The following is an 18129-nucleotide window of genomic DNA, read 5'->3' as shown; positions in this document are numbered from 1 at the left end:
CTTTGATGGCGGCACGGGGTCTTCCCGTTTCCGGCGTAGCGTGGGAAGCGATGCCTGATCTCTTTCTCGGAGTGCTGAAGCACCTGCGGCGCAAGGGCGTCGAGGTGACTCTCGACCCGTCCACGCAGGAGCTCGCGGACGGGCTCGCGACCTTGATGCGCCGCTCGCTCACGGATCACCCCGCCTTCGACCTGCCCGGCGGCTACGAGGTCGAGGTGACGCGCGAGGACGTCGTGATCGAGGTCCGGGTGCTGCGGGCCGGCGCCGAGGCCGCCGGCGGGCTGATCGCGGTAGTGGGTGAAGACGCTGTGCCGCACCGCATCGCGACGACGCCCGTGCACCGGCGGCGCGGGCTCGCCAGCGTGGTGATGGGCGTGCTGGCGAGGGAAGCCGTGGCCGCCGGCGCCACGACAGGGCTGCTGTTCGCCTCGGAGGACGGCGTGCACCTGTACCGCGAGCTCGGCTGGGAAACCGTTTCGGACGTGGTGATCGCGGAGGGGAAGTCATGATCGGTGAACTGGTGGAGCGCTGGCACCGCGGCTGGATCGCGGCCGACGGGCTGACGTCCGAGTACCGCGACGGCTACCTGGTGGTCGACGTGAACCGGTCGCGCCGCAAGTACGAGTGGATCGCCACCGACGACGCGGAAACCGGTGCCATGGCTCGAATCGTGGCCGCCACGACCGAACCGAACTGGCTGAGCATCCCGACGCACTCGCCGCAGAAGGTCGTCGCGGAGATCGAGGCGGCAGGGCTCGTCGTTGCCCGGCCGGATGAGACGTTCATGCGGTGCGTGCTCGCCGATCACCCGCAGTTCGACGTGCCCGCGGGCTATGCCGTGGAGGTGCGGAGGACGCCGGTCATCGGAGTGCGGATCCTCAAGGACGGCGAGGAAGCGGCCAGCGGGTTGATGGCCGTGGTGGGTGAAGACGCTGTGGCACACCGCATCGGCACCGAGGACGCCCACCGGCGACGTGGGCTGGGCAGCGTCGTGATGGGTGTGCTGGCACGCGAGGCGGTGCAGGACGGGGCGAAGACGGGGTTGCTGTTCTCGTCGACCGAAGGCGTGCACCTGTACCGCAAGCTCGGCTGGGAGAAGATCTCCGACCTCGTGGTGGCGCGCAACGACGTCACGCCAGGTTGATGCCCGTGATCGGCGTGCCCGGCGGCAGGTCCTTGACCTGCAACCAGATCTGGCCGTGGATCGACCAGTACACCTCCATGTTCACAGCCTCCAGGTTCTCCACGGAGTCCGCGCCGCCCAGGAACAACGGCGTCCGGTAGCCGACGCACTGGCCCTCGCCCAGCGACATCGGGTTGCGGGCCTGCCACTCGGCGAACAGGTCCGTGCGCAGCAGCTCGTCGGGTGCGGCGGCCAGAGCCTCTTCCAGGGTCGGGTAGTCGTAGCCGAGCGCCTCGGCCGTGCCCGGATCGAAGACCACGACCATGCCGTTGGTCTCCAGGTACTGCCGGCCCATCCAGTCCACCGCCGTGAAGGACACGTCCTCCAGGTCCGGGAACATCTCGCGGACCATCCTCAACGCGGACACCGCCGACGTGCGGTCGTGCTTGCGCAAACTCATCAAAGCCCCCAGGAAACGCGCAGGCCCCCGGCTGAGAAACCGGGGGCCTGACCAGAACAACCGAAAATCAGGAACGCGGCGCGTTGCCCGCCTGGTCGGTCAGCATGCGCAGACCCGACACCAGGCCACCCGCGAGGTCGCCCTCCTTGAAGGACGCCACCATGCTCATCACCGCGAGCTTGGCGCCGCGGTCGGGCAGACGGCGGTGCGACTCCTCGCCCGTCACGATCTCGACGACGCGCTCACCCGGCGACACGGCCAGCAGGACGTGGTGCGACGGGCGGTCGGTGGAGGCGTGCAGCTCCTCGGCGCGCTCGCGCGAGGAAGAGCCCAGCTCCCCCAGGTACACGCTGAAGTCGAGGCCCGTCGTGCGGCTGGAGAGCGTCAGCGCCTCGTCCAGCTGCGCGAGCTGGGTCGGCGTGAACGGCAGCTCAGGCGCGTGCGGCTCGTACATCTTGGCCGCGGAGACACGGCCGCTGTTCGTCACGACCGCGCCGACGGGCAGCGTCGACGGGTCGACGGCCTCGATGGCCTTACCAGCTGCCACGAGCGCCTCCCTTGGCCGTCGAGCCCGAGACAGCGGGCTCGGTGGTGCTGTGGTGGCCCACGCTCAACCCGGCCGGGTTCGCGCTCCACCACACCGGGGCGTAGCCCCACTCCTGGCCGGGCCGGTACCGGGGAATCCGGGTGGCCTTTGGCCTCACCGTCAACAGCGCGATCACGCCGTACAGAGCCAGCGGGATCAGCGCGAAGACGAGGACGGTCTCCACGATGGTCACGGCGGGTACGGTAGCCGAACTCACGCGCGCGTGAGAGGCCGGGCCAGCAAGATCGCGGTCAATCCCACGATCGAGCCCGCCACGACGTAAACCGTCCCCAGCGACGTCGCCGCCGCGAGTGGTCCGGCGATGCCCGCGCCCAGTGGCGACAGGCCCCACGCCAGCACCCGATACGCGCTGGTCACGCGACCCATCATCGGGCCTGGAGCGAGGCGCTGACGGCGGGTCGCGGACAGCACGTTCCACCCTGCGGACGCGACGCCGAACAGCACGCACGCGAGCGCCGCGACCACCAGCCACGGTACGAGTCCGAACAACGCGAACGCCGCTCCCAGCAGCGCGAGGAAACCGACCATCACCCGCCCCGGACCCCACCGCGACGCGAGCCGCGGGGACGACCACGCTCCTAGCAGAGCACCGGCCGCCATGCACACGACAAGCCCGGGAACCACCGGTTCGGCGAGGCCGAGCACCTGGATGGAGTAGAGGGCCAGCATGGCGTTGACCGCGGCCGCGCAGACAGCTGTGATTGCAACGGCAACTACCAGTGACCGCAGGCCAGGGGTCCGCACGAGGAACCGCGCGCCCTCCACGAGCTGCCCGCGAAGATCGCCCCCGACGCGTTCGGGAGCCACGTCCGGCACGCGGGACACCAGCACCGCCGCGACCACGAACGACGCCGCGTCCAGCGCGAAACAGGCCGCCGGGGCCCACCAGAACAGCACCGCGGCCGCCAGTGGTCCGGCGAGGTCCATGCCGACCGTCTCGACCGTGACGAACCTGCCGTTCGCCGCCTCCAGCTCGTCCGGGCCCGCCAGCTCGACCAGCAGCACCTGCGACGCGGAGTCCGCGAATGTCTCAGCCGAGGTCAGTACAAAAGCCGTGGCGCACAAGACGACGACCGTCGCCTGTCCGGTGTGGACTGCCAGCGCGAGCAGTCCGGTCACCCCCGCGCGGAGCCAATGTGCCACCACGACAACGGTTCGCGGCCTCCAGCGGTCCACGAACGCACCGGCCGGCAGCGCGATGAGCAACCACGGCAACGTGGTGGCGACGGCCACGGCGGACACCGCGAGCGGGCTGCGGGTGCTCGCGGCCGTGAACAACGGCAACGCGACGACGCGCACGCCGTCCCCGACGAGCGACACCGCCCACGCGCCGGTGAGGGCTCGGAAACCGCGTCCGCGCACGCCCGCTGGGGTATGACGCACGTCACGTTCCATCAGATTGAACGCTACAGAGCGTGTCCATACCGGCCAGTAAGGGCAATGAGTGCTCTCGTGCGGCGCAGCGGTTACACCCGGTCAGGCCTCACCCGGTCGGCGGCGAACGGGTGCCGGTTTGGGGTCTTGTTCCCGGAACACCCACCTCTTAGCTTTTCACCTATACGGCTCTTGCGCAGCCGTACCGAGCGTCCTGGAGGACACAAAATGTTGAACACGACCCGCCCCCAGGCCCTGTCCATCACTCTTCCGAGCTACAAGGACGATTCAGTGCGTATTACGGCAAGTGACTCCGTTCGCATCACGGCGCGTGACTCCGTTCGGATCACTGCGGCCGATTCGGTGCGCATCACTGCCGCAGACTCGGTGCGCATCACGATGGCAGACTCGGTCCGCATCACCGCGAGCGATTCGGTCAGGATCACCATGTCCGATTCGGTGCGCATCACTGCCCGTGAGGACTCCGTTCGCATCACCGCTCAGCAGGATTCCGTCAGGATCACGGCGCGTGAGGACTCCGTCCGGATCACGATGGACGACTCGGTCCGCATCACCGCGCACGACGACTCCGTGCGCATCACCGCACACGACGACAGCGTCCGCATCACGGCCCACGACGACAGCGTCCGCATCACCATGGACGACTCCGTGCGCATCACGGCCCACGACGACTCGGTCCGCATCACGGCCCACGACGACTCGGTCCGCATCACGGCCCACGACGACAGCGTCCGCATCACCGCGCACGACGACTCGGTCCGGATCACCATGGACGACTCGGTGCGCATCACGGCGCTCGACGACAGCGTCCGCATCACGGCCCGCCAGGACGACTTCTCCCTCGCGGCCTGACCTCACCCGAAGGCAGGACTCAGGCCGCGGGCTCACCCAGGTACGGCAACCACTGCGGATCGGCCTCGGTCACGCCGGCGAGCAGTCGCCAGTGCTGACCACGTGGCGCCGCGGGCACGACGCGCAGCCGCCAGCCCAGTTCGGACAACATCTTGTCCGCCTTGCGGTGGTTGCACTTCGCACAGCAGGCGACGCAGTTGGTCCAGGTGTGAGGTCCGCCACGCGAGCGCGGCACGACGTGGTCGATCGTCTCGGCCCGCCCGCCGCAGTAGGCGCAGCGAAAACGGTCGCGCTGCATGAGCCCGGCGCGGGTCATCGGCACGCGACCGCGATAAGGAACGCGCACGTAGGTGCTCAGCCGGATCACGGACGGCACGAGCACCTCGGACTTCGACGAGTGCAGCACCAGCCCGGAGGCATCTCCGTGCACGACTTCGGCCTTGCCGCACACCACCAGCACGACCGCCCGGCGCAGTGACAACGCCGTGAGCGGCTCGAACGTGGCGTTCAGCAGCAGAACTTTGCGTCTTCCCCAGGGGAAAACCGCCGGCGTCGGACCGGAACCTCCCCCATCTCGATCCCCATCCGGTACCGCCCTCAGCTCGGGCTGATTTCGGCATGGGGGGACCGTCGGCGCCGTCTCGCCTGGTAGCGAGGCGCCGATAGGGGTCGGTTGTCGGTCTGGCACGCGACCACCTCCACCGGTTCAGCCATAGGAGACCACACTTACCAGGAAAAAATCACGTGTGATAAGTGACGCGTCATGGATGTGTGATCAAACCTGGGGTTAACCGGCTCCCTATCGGGGATGGTTTTCATCGCCCGCTACCCTTGACAAGGTGACAGAGGCTCCTTCCACTCCGCTGCCTGCGACGATCACCTACCCGGTCGCCGAGCGGCTAAACCTCGTCGAGCAGATTCACGGTCGTGACGTCGCCGATCCGTACCGCTGGCTCGAGGACACGGCAGACCCCCGCACCGCGGAGTGGTCGCGGTCGCAGGACGTGCTCGCACGGTCCTGGCTGGACGCGATGCCCGGCCGCGCCCGCCTGGGCGATCGGCTGAAGGAGCTGATGCGCACCGGGTCGGTGTCCACGCCGGCCTGGCGCGCGGGCAGGGCGTTCTTCACCCGCCGCGGTCCCGAGCAGGACCACCCCGTCGTCGTGGTGCGTGAGGCCGACGGCACCGAACGCGTGCTGCTCGACGTGAGCGTGCTCGACCCGTCCGGCAGGACCACTCTGGACAGCTGGTCCCCGAGTCTCGAGGGCACGCGCCTGGCGTACCAGGTGTCCGTGGGCGGCAACGAGCACTCGCTGCTGCACGTCGTCGACGTCGACTCCGGCGAGCTCATCGAGGGCCCGATCGACCGGTGCCGGTACTCCTCGATCGGCTGGCTGCCGGGTGGCGAGGAGTTCTTCTACGTGCGCCAGCTCGACCCGGCGCTGCTGCCCGAGGACGAGAAGCTGTTCCACCGCCGCGTGTGGCGTCATCGCGTCGGCGCGGACCCGGCGACGGACCTCAACGTGCACGGCGACGGCCAGGCGCACACCTTCTACTACTCGCTGAACGTCTCGCACGACGGCCGTTGGCTGGTCGTGAGCGGTGCGCCCAGCACGCTGAAGCACGACTCGGTGTGGATCGCCGACCTGCACGGTGACGCCGCGTTGAAGCCGGTGATCCTGACCGAGGCCGGCGTGCAGTGTTCCGCGTCCGTCGCCGGGGACGGCCGGCTCTACCTGCACACCAACCACAACGCGCCCCGGCAGCGCCTCTGCGTCGCCGACCCGGAGCACCCCACCGAGTGGACCGAGCTGATCGGCGAGGAGCCGGACTCGGTGCTCGACGGCGTGCGCTGGCTGAACGGCGACCTGGTGGTGCTCAGGACCAGGCACGCGGTGTCCGAACTGCACCTGCACGACGCCACGACCGGCGCGCACAAGCAGGAGATCCCGCTGCCCGGCCCCGGTTCGCTGCACGGCATGTCCGTTGTGGACGCTCTGACGGACCACGACCGCGACACGGTGTGGTTCGGGTGGACGGACTTCGTGACGCCGCAGTCGGTGTTCCGCTTTTCCGCCTCCACCGGCGAAACCGTGCTGCACGAAGCGGCTCCTGGCCGGGTCGAGCTGCCCGCGGTCACCACGCAGCAGATCGCGTACACGTCCAAGGACGGCACGACGGTCCGCATGTTCGTCGTGAGCGGCGAGCAGAAGCCCGACCTGCCCCGTCCCGCGCTGCTCACCGGCTACGGCGGCTTCGCGATCGGCCGCGGCCCCGGCTACAGCGCGACCACCCTGGCATGGGTCGAAGCGGGTGGCGTGTGGGTGCACGTGTCGTTGCGCGGCGGCGACGAGGAAGGCGAGGAGTGGCACGTCGCGGGCATGCGCGCCAACAAGCAGAACGTGTTCGACGACTTCCACTCCGCCGCGGAACGTCTGGTGCGCGACGGCTGGACCACGCCGCAGCAGCTGGCGATCATGGGCGGCTCGAACGGCGGGCTGCTCGTCGGTGCCGCGCTGACGCAACGCCCCGAGCTCTACGCGGCCGTGGTGTGCTCAGCGCCACTGCTCGACATGGTGCGTTACGAGAACTTCCTGCTCGGACGCCTGTGGGCCGATGAGTACGGCAGCGCAAGCGTTTCCGAGGAGCTCGGCTGGCTGCTCTCCTACTCTCCGTATCACCGAGTGGTAACGGATGTTGAGTACCCTTCCGTGTTGTTCACGGTGTTCGAGTCGGATTCTCGGGTGGACCCCAACCACGCCAGGAAGATGTGCGCGGCGCTGCAGCACGCATCGTCGAGTGATCCGACCAAGCACCCGGTGCTGATCCGCCGCGAGACCGAGGTCGGTCACGCCGGCAGGTCGGTCAGCCGGACGGTCGCTCTCGCCGTGGACCAGCTGACTTTTCTCGCGAATGCCACTGGCATGGAGTTGTAGGAGGACACGACCACGTGTTGGCGCAGAGCCCTGTGGATGACGCAGCGAACAAGACCGCGCAGGCGATCGAGTTCTTCGAGAAGTACGGGCCGGACATCATCGCGGGCGCGATCAAGATCGTGGTGATCCTGATCGCCGCCTTCGTGATCAGGGCCCTGCTGCGCAAGGTCATCGACCGGATCACCTCACCCGGCAAGGACGGCAAGAAGCCGGGCCTGCTCAAGCCTCTGCGTGAACGTGCTCCGCAGGCGCTCGGCAACCTGATCTCCGAGCGCCGGGAGCAGCGGGCGAAGACGATCGGCTCGGTGCTGAAGTCGATCGTCACGATCCTGATCTTCGGAATCGCGTTCCTCGAGATCATGCTCGTGCTCGGGATGGACATCACGCCGGTGCTGACCTCGGCGGGCATCCTCGGCGTCGCCATCGGCTTCGGCGCGCAGAACCTGGTGAAGGACTTCCTGTCCGGCATGTTCATGCTGATGGAGGACCAGTACGGCGTCGGTGACGTCGTCGACCTCGGCCCGTCGATCACCGGCACCGTCGAGGCGGTCGCGCTGCGCACCACGACGATCCGCGACACCGGCGGCACCGTCTGGTACGTCCGCAACGGCGAGATCCTGCGCGTCGGCAACTCGTCGCAGGGCTTCGCGGTCGCCGTCGTCGACCTGCCGCTGAGCTACGGCGCGAACCTCGCCGAGGCCACCAAGGTGCTGGAGCACCGGGTCACCGAGGTGGCCGAGACCGAGCCGTTGAAGAAGGACATCACGGCCAAGCCCGAGGTGCTCGGTGTGGAGAAGTTCACACCGGAGAACATCACGCTGCGGGTGACCGTGAAAACGCGGCCCGGCCGCCAGTGGGCGGTCCAGCGAAACCTCCGTGCGCAGCTCGTGGCGGCTCTGGAAGGCGCGGGCTTCTCGGCCAAGTGACGTCGAACACCCATTCGAGACGCTCAATCAGCGGGGCGGCCTGCACGCGGTGGCTCGCGTGAGTCAGGATGGACGTGTGGGCAACCCCGTGAGCTTCTTCGAACAGGTCGGTGGCGAGGAGACGTTCCACCGCATCGTCGCGCGCTTCTACAAAGAGGTGAAGGCCGACGAGATCCTCCTGCCCCTGTACCCGGAAGAGGACCTCGGACCTGCGGAGGAGCGGCTGCGGCTGTTCCTCATGCAGTACTGGGGCGGCCCCCACACCTACTCGGAGAACCGGGGCCACCCGCGGCTGCGGATGCGGCACGTGCCGTTCAAGATCGGACCGGTCGAACGCGACGCGTGGCTGCGCTGCATGCGGATCGCCGTCGACGAGGCAGGCCTCGACGAGGCCCACCGCAAGCAGCTCTGGGAGTACCTGGAGATGGCCGCGAACAGCCTGATGAACGCCTGGTCTTGATCGCCCATCACCCGATCGGGCCCAATCGCCGCGAGACGTAAGGCAGGATGACCCCCCGTGCGACGATCCTCCGACCTCACCCCCGAGATCGCCGAAGAGTCCACCTGGTGGCGTGACGCCGTCTTCTACCAGGTGTACGTGCGCTCCTTCGCCGACTCCAACGGCGACGGCGTCGGCGACCTGGAGGGCATCCGGTCCCGTCTCGGCTACCTGGAGCTGCTCGGGGTCGACGCCCTGTGGCTGACCCCGTTCTACCGCTCACCGATGGCCGACCACGGCTACGACGTCGCCGACCCGCGTGACGTCGACCCGCTGTTCGGCGACCTGGCCGCGTTCGACCGGCTGGTGGCGGACGCGCACGAGCACAACATCCGGGTGACCGTCGACCTGGTCCCGAACCACACGAGCGACCTGCACGAGTGGTTCCAGGAGGCCCTGCACGCCGGTCCGGGCAGCATGGAACGCGCCCGCTACATCTTCCGCGAGGGCCGCGGCTTCGACGGCTCACAGCCGCCGAACAACTGGGTGTCCGTCTTCGGCGGGCCCGCCTGGACCCGCGTGCCCGACGGCCAGTGGTACCTGCACCTGTTCGCGCCCGAGCAGCCGGACCTCAACTGGGACCACCCGGAGGTCCGCGCCGACCTGGAGCACACGCTGCGCTTCTGGCTGGACCGCGGCGTCGACGGCTTCCGCATCGACGTGGCGCACGGCATGGCCAAGCCAGAAGGCCTGCCGGACATGGAGATCAAGGTGCAGGCGCCGGGTGTGCTGTCCGACGACGCGCACGACCCGCGGTTCGACAACGACGGCGTGCACGAGATCCACCGCATGATCCGCAAGGTCCTGGACGGCTACCCCGGCACGATGGCCGTCGGCGAGATCTGGGTGAAGGACGACGAGCGGTTCGCCGCCTACGTCCGCCCCGACGAGCTGCACCTGGGCTTCAACTTCCGGCTGGTCGAGGCCGGTTTCGACGCCGACGCGGTCCGTTCGGCGATCGAGCACTCGCTGGGCGCTGTTGCTCTGACCGGCACGCCTGCGGCTTGGACGCTGTCCAACCACGACGTCGTGCGGCACGTGACCCGCTACGGCGGCGGTGCGCTGGGCGAGCAGCGGGCCCGCGCGATGACGCTGGTCGAGCTGGCGCTGCCGGGCGTGATCTACCTCTACAACGGCGAAGAGCTCGGCCTGCCGAACGTGGAGCTGCCGGACTGGGCCCTGCAGGACCCGACCTGGGAGCGTTCCGGCCACACCGAGCGCGGCCGGGACGGCTGCCGCGTGCCGATCCCGTGGGAGGGCACGACGCCGCCGTTCGGGTTCTCGACGGCCGTGAACACGTGGCTGCCGCAGCCGAACGAGTGGGACCACCTCACGGCGGAAGCACAGCTGGAGGACCCCGGTTCGATGCTGTCGCTGTACCGGGAGGCTTTGGAGCACCGGAAGTCGAACGCCGGGTTCGCCGGCGACGAGCTGGAGTGGTACGGCGCCCCGGCCGGCTGCTTCGCGTTCCGGCGCAAGGGTGGCGGGCTGATCTGCGCGCTGAACACGTCCGGGGCCTCCGTGCCGCTGCCGCCCGGTCAGGTGCTGCTGTCGTCCGGTCCGATGGACGGCGACCAGCTGCCGCCCGACACGGCTGTCTGGCTGGTCTGATCGTTTGGTGCTGCGGGCGTTTCGCTACGCCCGCAGCTTGTCGTCCGCTGCCAGCAGCACGCCGAACACGAGCACGAGCGCGGCGACCTGGGCGATGGCCAGCCACAGCCCGATGGGCACCGTCGCCAGAGCTGCTGCCGCCGCGATGATCCGCCACTTGTTGCTGCCGATCCTCAGCCGGTAGCGGAAGTAGATCTGGCCGATCAGGAAGATCGCCGCGCCGCCGCCCAGCGCCAGCGCACCGCTGAGGTGGAGGTGCTCGGTGGCGTGCCCGATCGTCTTCTTCACGCCGACCGCCACCACCACGATGCCCAGCAGGATCGGTGCGTGCGCCCAGCCGAACGCACTCAGCGCCGCGCTGGCCCGGTCGGACGGCGTCATGGCCGCCATGCTGTGCTCGGCGCGCAGGTCCTGCTCACGGCCGAAGTAGCACCACCAGAGCTGGTAGACGAGCGCGAGGCCGAGGAGTGCGGCCACGACCAGCTGCAGGTTGAGCGGCAGCCCGGCCGCGCCGATGCCGATCGCGATGACCGACTCGCCGAGCGCCACGATGACCACCAGGCCGTGCCGCTCCACGAAGTGCGCCGACCGGATGCGGAACTCGCCGTGCCGCCGGTTCACGTACGGCGACACGATCATGACCACCACGGCCGCCGTCCACGCCGCCGCGCGCCACGTGCTCGGCAGGAACCCGCCGACGAACACGAGGCCGGCACTTCCGAGGTTGAAGGGCGCCAGCCGCGCCATCGCCGCCGCTGACCCAGGCCCGCCCGACGCGATGAACAGGCCGGAGTGGACCAGGTTCACGATCAGGTAGCCGATGCCGAACGCGACCCCGGCGGCGCCGAACGCGTTGGGAATCGCCAGCGCGATGACCAGGAACCCGCCCATGCCGGCCATCAGCAGCACCCGCCGCACCGTGGTGGTCGGCGGGACGGAGTTCGTGAGCCAGACGTACCCGAAGTACATCCACAGGATCACGAACAGCATGATCACGACCTGCGCGAAGCCGAGCGCGGACGTGTCGTCGGCCAGCTTGCTGGTCAGCTGCGTGATGGTGAAGACGAAGACCAGGTCGAAGAACAGCTCCAGCGTCGAGACCCGGTACTCGGTCTCCTCGGGCGCTTGCGGCGCCTCGTGCGTTTCGGCGGACACGCGCGACATCGTGCCACGCGCATCCGCTTGCGGCGCACCGAATTCTCCAACCGCGAACCTGGACTTAACTCCAGGTCAGCCCGGTTCAGACGAGAAGCGGCAGCATCGAGTGCCGGCGCCGGACCACCGCGCCGTACTTGGCGTCGATCCGCAGCCACGAGTCGGTCGCGGTCACCCGCACCTCGCCGTCCTCGCCGAGGAAACCCATGCCGGACAACGCGAACAGGCACCGCAGCGGGATCTTCACGTCCAACCCGGACCCGCTGACCGTGAGCACCGTCTGGTCGAGCAGCGAGGCGGGTGGCGTGCCCTGCGGGCCGGTGTTCTCCCGCGCCACCGCGACACCTTCGTCGGCGAGCTTCGCGACGACCTCGACGGGCAGCCGGTCGACCATCAGCCAGCCTTCGAACGGCGGCAGGGCCGAGCGCCACATCAGGTCCTTGGCCGGGCCGGGGTCGATGCGTTCGTCGCGCATGACCGCGAGACCCGTCAGCAGCTCCGAGCCCGACACCGTGACGTCGGCCGGATTCGCCTGCCCCGCAACGGTTCGGGTCGCGAGCGTGTCGAACGGCGTGGCCACCCACGCGTCCAGCAGCTCGGAGTTGCGGTTGCGCAGCCGCACCACGGACTGCGCTTCCAGCCGCACCGCGCGCGCGGCGAAAGCGCCGAGGTCGTCTCTCTCGGCCGCGTCGGCCAGCACCAGCTCAGGCACCATTACCCCCTGCTCGCCATCCGGCGAGGAAATCGCGCTCGGCGTCGGTGAGCCGACGTGGCCGCGCGGTCGTCACGTTGTAGGGCACCATCAGCGTCTCCGCCTTGGTGACCACGGGGCTGTCCGCCTCCCGGCTGCCGCGCACCACGTAGTCGAGCGTGAACGACGCGGACTTGAGCTCCCGCACCGACATCTCGACCACGATGTCCTCACCGGTGAACACGATCGGCGCGAGGTAGTCGACGAAGAGCTTCGCCACGACCATCCCCTCGGCCATCTCCTTCACCCCGTGGCGGGCGGCCTCGGTGAACAGCAGCTCGATCCGGGCCTCTTCCAGCAACGTCACCGTGTTCGCGTGGTTGACGTGACCGAACGCATCCATGTCCGACCATCGCGGCCGCACACCAGTGACGAAGACACCCATGCAGGGACCCTACCCAGCGCCACGCCCCCGTTACGAGCGAGTCCCACTCGGATTGCTCGCACCCAGCTCCGGTACAGGCGCCGCACCTGGTGGAGACGGTTCCCCGTGGAGACCGAAGCCGAGCTGGAGCAGGTGGTCTGACCTGCTCCAGCTCGGGCAGCACTGCTACCTGACCATGCTCCGCACCTGGCGGGCGGCGACGGACAGGGTGGCGAGGTCCAGCTGGTGGACCCGGTTGATCTCCTCCAGCGCACCGCGCGAGCGAGCCAGGCGGGAGGCGTTGGCCTGCTCCCACTTGGTGATCTTCTCGCTCGCCGTGTCACCCTCGTCGCTCGCCCTCATCACGTCGATCGTGATGGCCCGCAGCGACGAGTAGAAGTCGTCGCGCAGAGCCAGGCGGGCCAGGGCGTGCCAGCGGTTGCCGCGCTCCAGGCTCGTCACCGAGTCCAGCATGTGGTCGATGTCGAGGTGGTCGGACAGCGCGAAGTACAGCTCGGCGGTCTCCCGGTGCGTGCGCTCCGCACCGGCCCCGCCGGCCGGGCCGATCTCACGTTCGGCCAGCTCGGCGATCTCGGTGACGTCGAGCAGCCCGTACATGTAGAGCAGCGCGGAGACCTTGCGGGCGAGCTCGGCGGGGACGCCCTGCTCGACGAACCTGTCCGCCTTGCCGGCGACCACGTCGAGCTCCTTGCCCTGCAGCAGTTCGAAGGCGAAGGGGCTGAGCTCCTCGACCACGCCGCGGAAGCGGTTGATCGTCGAGCCCACCGCCAGCGGCTGCGGGCGGTTCGACAACAGCCAGCGGGACGCGCGGTCCAGCAGGCGACGGGTCTCCAGCACCAGGTTGTCCTGGACCGCCGTCGACACCACGTTGTCCAGCGCCTCGATCTCCCGCCAGATCGCCGGCAGGTCGAACACCTGGGTCACCACGGCGTAGGCGCGGACCGCGTCGGTGGCCGACGCGCTCATCTCCTCGGCCAGGCGGAAGGCGTAGGACACGCCACCACCGTCGACGACCTCGTTCACCACGACGGTCGTGATGATCTGCTTCGCCAGCGGGTGGTTCGGGATCGCGGCGCCGAAGCGTTCGCGCAGCAGGCTCGGGAAGTAGTCCGGGAGCTTGCGGGTGAACGTGTCGATCGTCGGAATGTCGCTCTGGAGCAGCTCTTCCTTCAACGTGAGCTTGGTGAAGGCGAGCAACGTGGCGAGCTCAGGAGAGGTGAGGCCCTCGCCGTTCTTCTCCAGCGTCTTGAACTCCATCGGGCTCGGCAGCGCCTCCAGCTTGCGGTTGAGCGCACCGCGCTGCTCGAGGTCCGCGACCAGACGCGCGTGCACCGACAGCATCGGCGCCGCGTGCGCCCGGCTGACGCCGAGGACGTTGTTCTGCGAGTAGTTGTCGGCCAGCACGAGCTCGCCGACCTCGTCGGTCATCTCGGCGAGGACCTCGTTGCGCTGCTGCTGCTCCACCGAGCCCTCCCGGACCAGGTGGTCCAGCAGGATCTTGATGTTGACCTCGTGGTCGGAGCAGTCGACACCGGCGGAGTTGTCGAGCGCGTCGGTGTTGACCTTGCCGCCCTTGCGCGCGAACTCGATGCGGCCGCGCTGGGTCAGACCCAGGTTGCCGCCCTCGCCGACGACCTTGACGCGCAGCTCGTTGCCGTCGACGCGGATCGAGTCGTTGGCCTTGTCGCCGACGTCGGCGTGCGACTCGGTCGACGCCTTGACGTAGGTGCCGATGCCGCCGTTCCAGAGCAGGTCGACCGGCGCGAGCAGGATCGCCTTCTTCAGCTCCGGCGGGGACAGCTTCTGCACACCCTCCGGCAGCCCCAGCGCGACGCGAGCCTGCTCGGAGATCGGGATCGACTTGGCGGACAACGGGAAGATGCCGCCGCCCTCGCTGATCAGCGAGCGGTCGTAGTCGTCCCACGACGAGCGCGGCACGTTGAACAGCCGCACCCGCTCGGCGAACGAGGTGTCCGCGACCGGGTTCGGGTCGATGAAGATGTGCCGGTGGTCGAACGCGGCCACGAGCCGGATGTGCTCGGACAGCATCATGCCGTTGCCGAACACGTCACCGGACATGTCGCCGATGCCGACGACCGTGAACTCCTCGGTCTGCGTGTCCAGGCCGAGCTCGCGGAACGAGCGCTTCACGCTCTCCCACGCGCCCTTGGCCGTGATGCCCATGGCCTTGTGGTCGTAGCCGATCGAGCCACCGGAGGCGAACGCGTCGCCCAGCCAGAAGCCGTAGCTCTGCGAAACACCGTTCGCGATGTCCGAGAACGTCGCGGTGCCCTTGTCCGCCGCCACGACCAGGTACGTGTCGTCAGCGTCGTAGCGCACGACCTGCGGCGCGGGCACGACCTCGTTGTTGATCAGGTTGTCGGTGAGGTCGAGCAGGCCCGAGATGAACATCTTGTAGCAGGCGATGCCCTCGGACATGAAGTTCTCGCGGTCGATGCCGGGGTCACCGGTCGCCGGGATCGGGCGCTTGACGACGAAGCCGCCCTTGGCGCCGACCGGCACGATCACCGCGTTCTTCACGGCCTGCGCCTTGACCAGGCCGAGGATCTCCGTGCGGAAGTCCTCGCGGCGGTCGGACCAGCGCAGACCACCGCGCGCGACGGAGCCGAAGCGCAGGTGCACGCCCTCGACCCGCGGCGAGTACACGAAGATCTCGAACTTCGGCCGCGGCGCCGGCAGGTCCGGGATGGCCTGCGGGTCGAGCTTGACCGACAGGTACGGCCGGGCGTTGCCCTCGGCGTCGCGGAAGAAGTAGTTCGTCCGCAGCGTGGCGTTGATCAGCGTGAGCAGGCTGCGCAGGATCCGGTCCGCGTCGAGGCTGGTCACGTCGTCGATCAGCTTGCCGGTCTCGGTGACCATGGTCTCGGTGCGGTCGGTGCGCGTGGCGTCGTCGAGCCGCGGGTCGAACCGGGACTCGAACAACGCCACCAGCGCGATCGCCACGCTCGTGTGGCTGAGCACCGCGTCCTCGATGTAGTCCTGCGAGTACGGCGTGCCCGCCTGCCGCAGGTACTTCGCGTACGCGCGGAGCATCGCGGCCTGCTGCCAGGTGAGCCCGGCCTGCAGCACCAGCGAGTTGAACCGGTCGACCTCGGCCTCGCCACGCCACACGGCGGCGAACGCGTCCTGGAACCGCACCCGCACGTGGTCGAGGTCGGACTCCGACAGCTGCTCGAGCGCCTTCTGGTCGATGCGCAGGCCGAAGTCGTAGATCCAGCACTGCACGCCGTCTTCGCGGGTGATCTCGTACGGCCGCTCGTCGACCACGATCACGCCCATGCGCTGCAGCATCGGCAGCACGTCGGACAGCGTGATGCCGTCACCGGTCACGAACAGCTTGAAGCGCCGCTCCCCCGGTTCGGCGTCCTCGGGCACGTAGAACACCATGTCGAGGTCGCCCTCGGCGAGCGCCTCGATCCGGCGGAAGTCGCCGAGCCCGATGCTCGCCGGGAAGTCCTCCTTGTAGGCCTCCGGGAAGACCGAGGCGAACCGCTGGCCCTGCTCGGTGGCCGACTCGGCGCCCAGGTCACCCTCGTCCGCGACGACCGCCTCGACCATCCGGTCGTCCCAGCTGCGGACGGCCTCGGCGAGCTTGGTCTGGATCGCGTTGGTGTCCGGCTCCAGGGTGCGCGCCGGGTCCGTGTGCACCATGAAGTGCACGCGGGCGAGCGCCGACTCGCCGATGCGCGCGCTGTACTCGAGGTTCAGGCCGCCGAGCTCGGCGAGCAGCACCTCCTGCATCGCGAGGCGGCTCGTCGTCGTGTAGCGGTCGCGCGGCAGGTAGACCAGGCACGAGAAGAAGCGGCCGTACGGGTCCTGCCGCAGGAACAACCGCAGCCGGCGCCGTTCCGCGAGGGCGATGACACCCGTCGTGGTCTGGTACAGCGTGTCGGCGTCGACCGAGAACAGCTCGGTGCGCGGGTAGTTCTGGATCACCTCGAGCATCCGCTGGCCCGAGTAGGACTGCAGCGGGAAGCCGGCGCGGTGGATCACGTCGCGCACGCGGCGCTCGATCACCGGGATGTCGAGCACGTCCTCGTGCAGCGCCGTGGTGCTGAAGATGCCCAGGAACCGGTGCTCGCCGGAGACGTTGCCCTCGGCGTCGAACGTCTTCACGCCCACGTAGTAGGGATAGACGCTGCGGTGCACGCTGCTCTGCGCGCTCGCCTGGGTCAGCACGAGCAGCTCGGGGCTGAGCGCCTGCGCGCCGTTGTCCGGCCCGGCGGTCAGGCTGCGCGCCGCGAGGCTGTCCTGACGCAGTACGCCGAGACCACTCGCGAGCACGGCCCGCAGCGCGGGTTCGCCGTCCTCCTGCACCAGCTCGTACTGCCGGTAGCCCATGAACGTGAAGTGCCCGTCCGCGAGCCACTTGAGGAGCTTCGCGGCGTCCGTGGTGGCCTCGGACGAGTCCTTCTCCAGCTCGTCGGCCAGCTGCGTCGCCGTGGTGACCATGCGGTCGGTGTCCTCGACGACCTCGCGGACGTCGGTCAGCACCGTCAGCAGCCGGGTCTCCAGCTCACGCGCCCGATCGGCGTCCGTGATCAGGTCGACCTCGATGTTCATCCACGACTCCGCCAGCGCGTCGCCGGGCGGGTCGGCCGGGTCGGCCGTGGGCAGCACCTCGGTGCGCTCACCCGTCACCGGGTCGCGCCGCACGACGACGATGGGGTGCACAACGCGCTGCACCTGCACGCCACCACGCGTGAGCTCGGACGCGACCGAGTCCACGAGGTACGGCATGTCGTCCGTGACGACCTGGACCACGGTGACCGGACACTGCCACCCATCAGTGGCCCGTGTCGGGTTCAGGATGCGCACCGCGGCGCGTCCGGGAACGCGGCTCTCGGCGAGCTGGTAGTTCGACCGCACCGCTCCGACCAGGTCCACCGGGTCGTCGTCGTTGACTTCCTCGGCGGGCACGTGCCGGTAGAAGAGGCGGATCAGATCAGCGAGTTCGGGGGCATTGGCGGCGGCCCGTTCGATCAGCTCGTCACGGACCTGCTCAGGACTGGCCGGTCGAGCGCCACCGTCCGCGGTCGGGGCCGCGGAGGCGTCGTCGGTACGGGTCGGGGCTCCAGTCGAGGTCATCTTCAGGCGACTCCACGCTATCCGGCACCTCTGTGTGCCGGGTCCGCCCCCACCCTAGATGGGGTGGCGGCCGTCACCGGCAACGGGAGGGGCACTGACAGACCACTGAATCGTGGGCTGAATCGAGTCACATAATCAGTGGCTCCAAGGCATTTCGCATGATGGACGCTCAAGCCCACCACCCAGTTCCGCCGCCCCACGCGAGGCGCCGACCGCTCTTGCGCAGCACACCGCCCCGCCCGCCTCACCAGCCCACGTCGGGCGTGGCGGGCGGGGCGGCGGCACGGGTGGCTTGGGCAAGGCTTGAGGTGTGGCGCTGA

At 69.1% G+C, this 18129-nt stretch carries 16 protein-coding genes; 7 read left to right on the top strand and 9 right to left on the bottom strand.

Annotated features, from left to right (window positions below):
- Positions 1–50 precede the first annotated feature (50 nt).
- Both ABZX92_RS10820 and ABZX92_RS10815 read left to right on the top strand, forming a co-directional pair.
- A complete protein-coding gene (locus ABZX92_RS10820; RefSeq protein WP_355556426.1) occupies positions 51–509 on the top strand; it encodes a hypothetical protein in 459 nt (152 codons plus the stop codon).
- The gene (locus ABZX92_RS10815; RefSeq protein WP_355556424.1) at positions 506–1144 is read left to right on the top strand and encodes a GNAT family N-acetyltransferase; all 639 of its coding nucleotides are present in this window, start codon (positions 506–508) and stop codon (positions 1142–1144) included. Before ABZX92_RS10820 ends, ABZX92_RS10815 begins: the two co-directional genes overlap by 4 nt.
- Here ABZX92_RS10815 and ABZX92_RS10810 read toward each other — a convergent pair.
- From ABZX92_RS10810 to ABZX92_RS10795, 4 genes are all read right to left on the bottom strand, one after another.
- Positions 1131–1583: a T6SS immunity protein Tdi1 domain-containing protein gene (locus tag ABZX92_RS10810; RefSeq protein WP_355556421.1), complete on the bottom strand. Its 453-nt coding sequence runs from the start codon at positions 1581–1583 to the stop codon at positions 1131–1133. The genes ABZX92_RS10815 and ABZX92_RS10810 overlap by 14 nt on opposite strands.
- A 67-nt stretch (positions 1584–1650) precedes the next feature.
- Positions 1651–2130, bottom strand: a complete 480-nt coding sequence (locus ABZX92_RS10805) for a DUF5130 family protein (protein WP_355556418.1) — start codon at positions 2128–2130, stop codon at positions 1651–1653.
- Entirely contained in the window at positions 2117–2362 is a 246-nt protein-coding gene (locus ABZX92_RS10800; RefSeq protein WP_355556416.1) for a hypothetical protein, read from the bottom strand. The genes ABZX92_RS10805 and ABZX92_RS10800 overlap by 14 nt, the downstream gene beginning before the upstream one ends.
- Before the next feature lie 20 nt (positions 2363–2382).
- Positions 2383–3585 carry an MFS transporter gene (locus ABZX92_RS10795; protein ID WP_355556413.1) on the bottom strand — a complete coding sequence of 401 codons (1203 nt, stop codon included), beginning with the start codon at positions 3583–3585 and terminating at the stop codon, positions 2383–2385.
- Between ABZX92_RS10795 and ABZX92_RS10790 the strand changes: the two genes are divergently transcribed.
- Entirely contained in the window at positions 3565–4437 is an 873-nt protein-coding gene (locus ABZX92_RS10790; RefSeq protein ID WP_355556410.1) for a DUF2345 domain-containing protein, read from the top strand. The two genes, ABZX92_RS10795 and ABZX92_RS10790, sit on opposite strands and share 21 nt — an antisense overlap.
- Positions 4438–4456: 19 nt before the next feature.
- On the opposite strand, the gene ABZX92_RS10785 is transcribed toward ABZX92_RS10790, so the two are convergent.
- Positions 4457–5125: an HNH endonuclease gene (locus tag ABZX92_RS10785; protein WP_355556407.1), complete on the bottom strand. Its 669-nt coding sequence runs from the start codon at positions 5123–5125 to the stop codon at positions 4457–4459.
- 151 nt (positions 5126–5276) lie between these two features.
- Here ABZX92_RS10785 and ABZX92_RS10780 point away from each other — a divergent pair, with 151 nt between their 5' ends.
- The 4 genes from ABZX92_RS10780 (at position 5277) to ABZX92_RS10765 (ending at position 10409) form a co-directional block, all read left to right on the top strand.
- The gene (locus ABZX92_RS10780) at positions 5277–7373 is read left to right on the top strand and encodes a prolyl oligopeptidase family serine peptidase (protein ID WP_355556404.1); all 2097 of its coding nucleotides are present in this window, start codon (positions 5277–5279) and stop codon (positions 7371–7373) included.
- 65 nt (positions 7374–7438) lie between these two features.
- Positions 7439–8299: a mechanosensitive ion channel domain-containing protein gene (locus ABZX92_RS10775; protein WP_355556476.1), complete on the top strand. Its 861-nt coding sequence runs from the start codon at positions 7439–7441 to the stop codon at positions 8297–8299.
- A 76-nt stretch (positions 8300–8375) separates the two neighbouring features.
- Positions 8376–8759 carry a globin gene (locus ABZX92_RS10770; protein ID WP_355556401.1) on the top strand — a complete coding sequence of 128 codons (384 nt, stop codon included), beginning with the start codon at positions 8376–8378 and terminating at the stop codon, positions 8757–8759.
- 57 nt (positions 8760–8816) lie between these two features.
- Positions 8817–10409, top strand: coding sequence for an alpha-amylase family glycosyl hydrolase (locus ABZX92_RS10765; protein WP_355556399.1), 1593 nt, complete (start codon positions 8817–8819; stop codon positions 10407–10409).
- 24 nt (positions 10410–10433) lie between these two features.
- Here ABZX92_RS10765 and ABZX92_RS10760 read toward each other — a convergent pair whose 3' ends face one another.
- The 4 genes from ABZX92_RS10760 to ABZX92_RS10745 all read right to left on the bottom strand — a co-directional run bounded on the left by ABZX92_RS10760 (position 10434) and on the right by ABZX92_RS10745 (position 17809).
- Positions 10434–11564, bottom strand: coding sequence for a low temperature requirement protein A (locus ABZX92_RS10760; RefSeq protein WP_355556396.1), 1131 nt, complete (start codon positions 11562–11564; stop codon positions 10434–10436).
- An 85-nt stretch (positions 11565–11649) separates the two neighbouring features.
- The gene (locus ABZX92_RS10755; RefSeq protein WP_355556473.1) at positions 11650–12276 is read right to left on the bottom strand and encodes a hypothetical protein; all 627 of its coding nucleotides are present in this window, start codon (positions 12274–12276) and stop codon (positions 11650–11652) included.
- A complete protein-coding gene (locus tag ABZX92_RS10750) occupies positions 12269–12700 on the bottom strand; it encodes a thioesterase family protein (RefSeq protein WP_355556393.1) in 432 nt (143 codons plus the stop codon). The genes ABZX92_RS10755 and ABZX92_RS10750 overlap by 8 nt, the downstream gene beginning before the upstream one ends.
- A gap of 165 nt (positions 12701–12865) precedes the next feature.
- Entirely contained in the window at positions 12866–17809 is a 4944-nt protein-coding gene (locus ABZX92_RS10745; protein WP_355556391.1) for an NAD-glutamate dehydrogenase, read from the bottom strand.
- Positions 17810–18129: the final 320 nt, after the last annotated feature.

It is taken from the genome of Lentzea sp. NPDC006480 (assembly GCF_040611995.1).
GTDB lineage: Bacteria > Actinomycetota > Actinomycetes > Mycobacteriales > Pseudonocardiaceae > Lentzea.
Note: the sequence above shows the minus strand (reverse complement) of the source record. Positions and strands in the feature narration are given on the sequence as shown.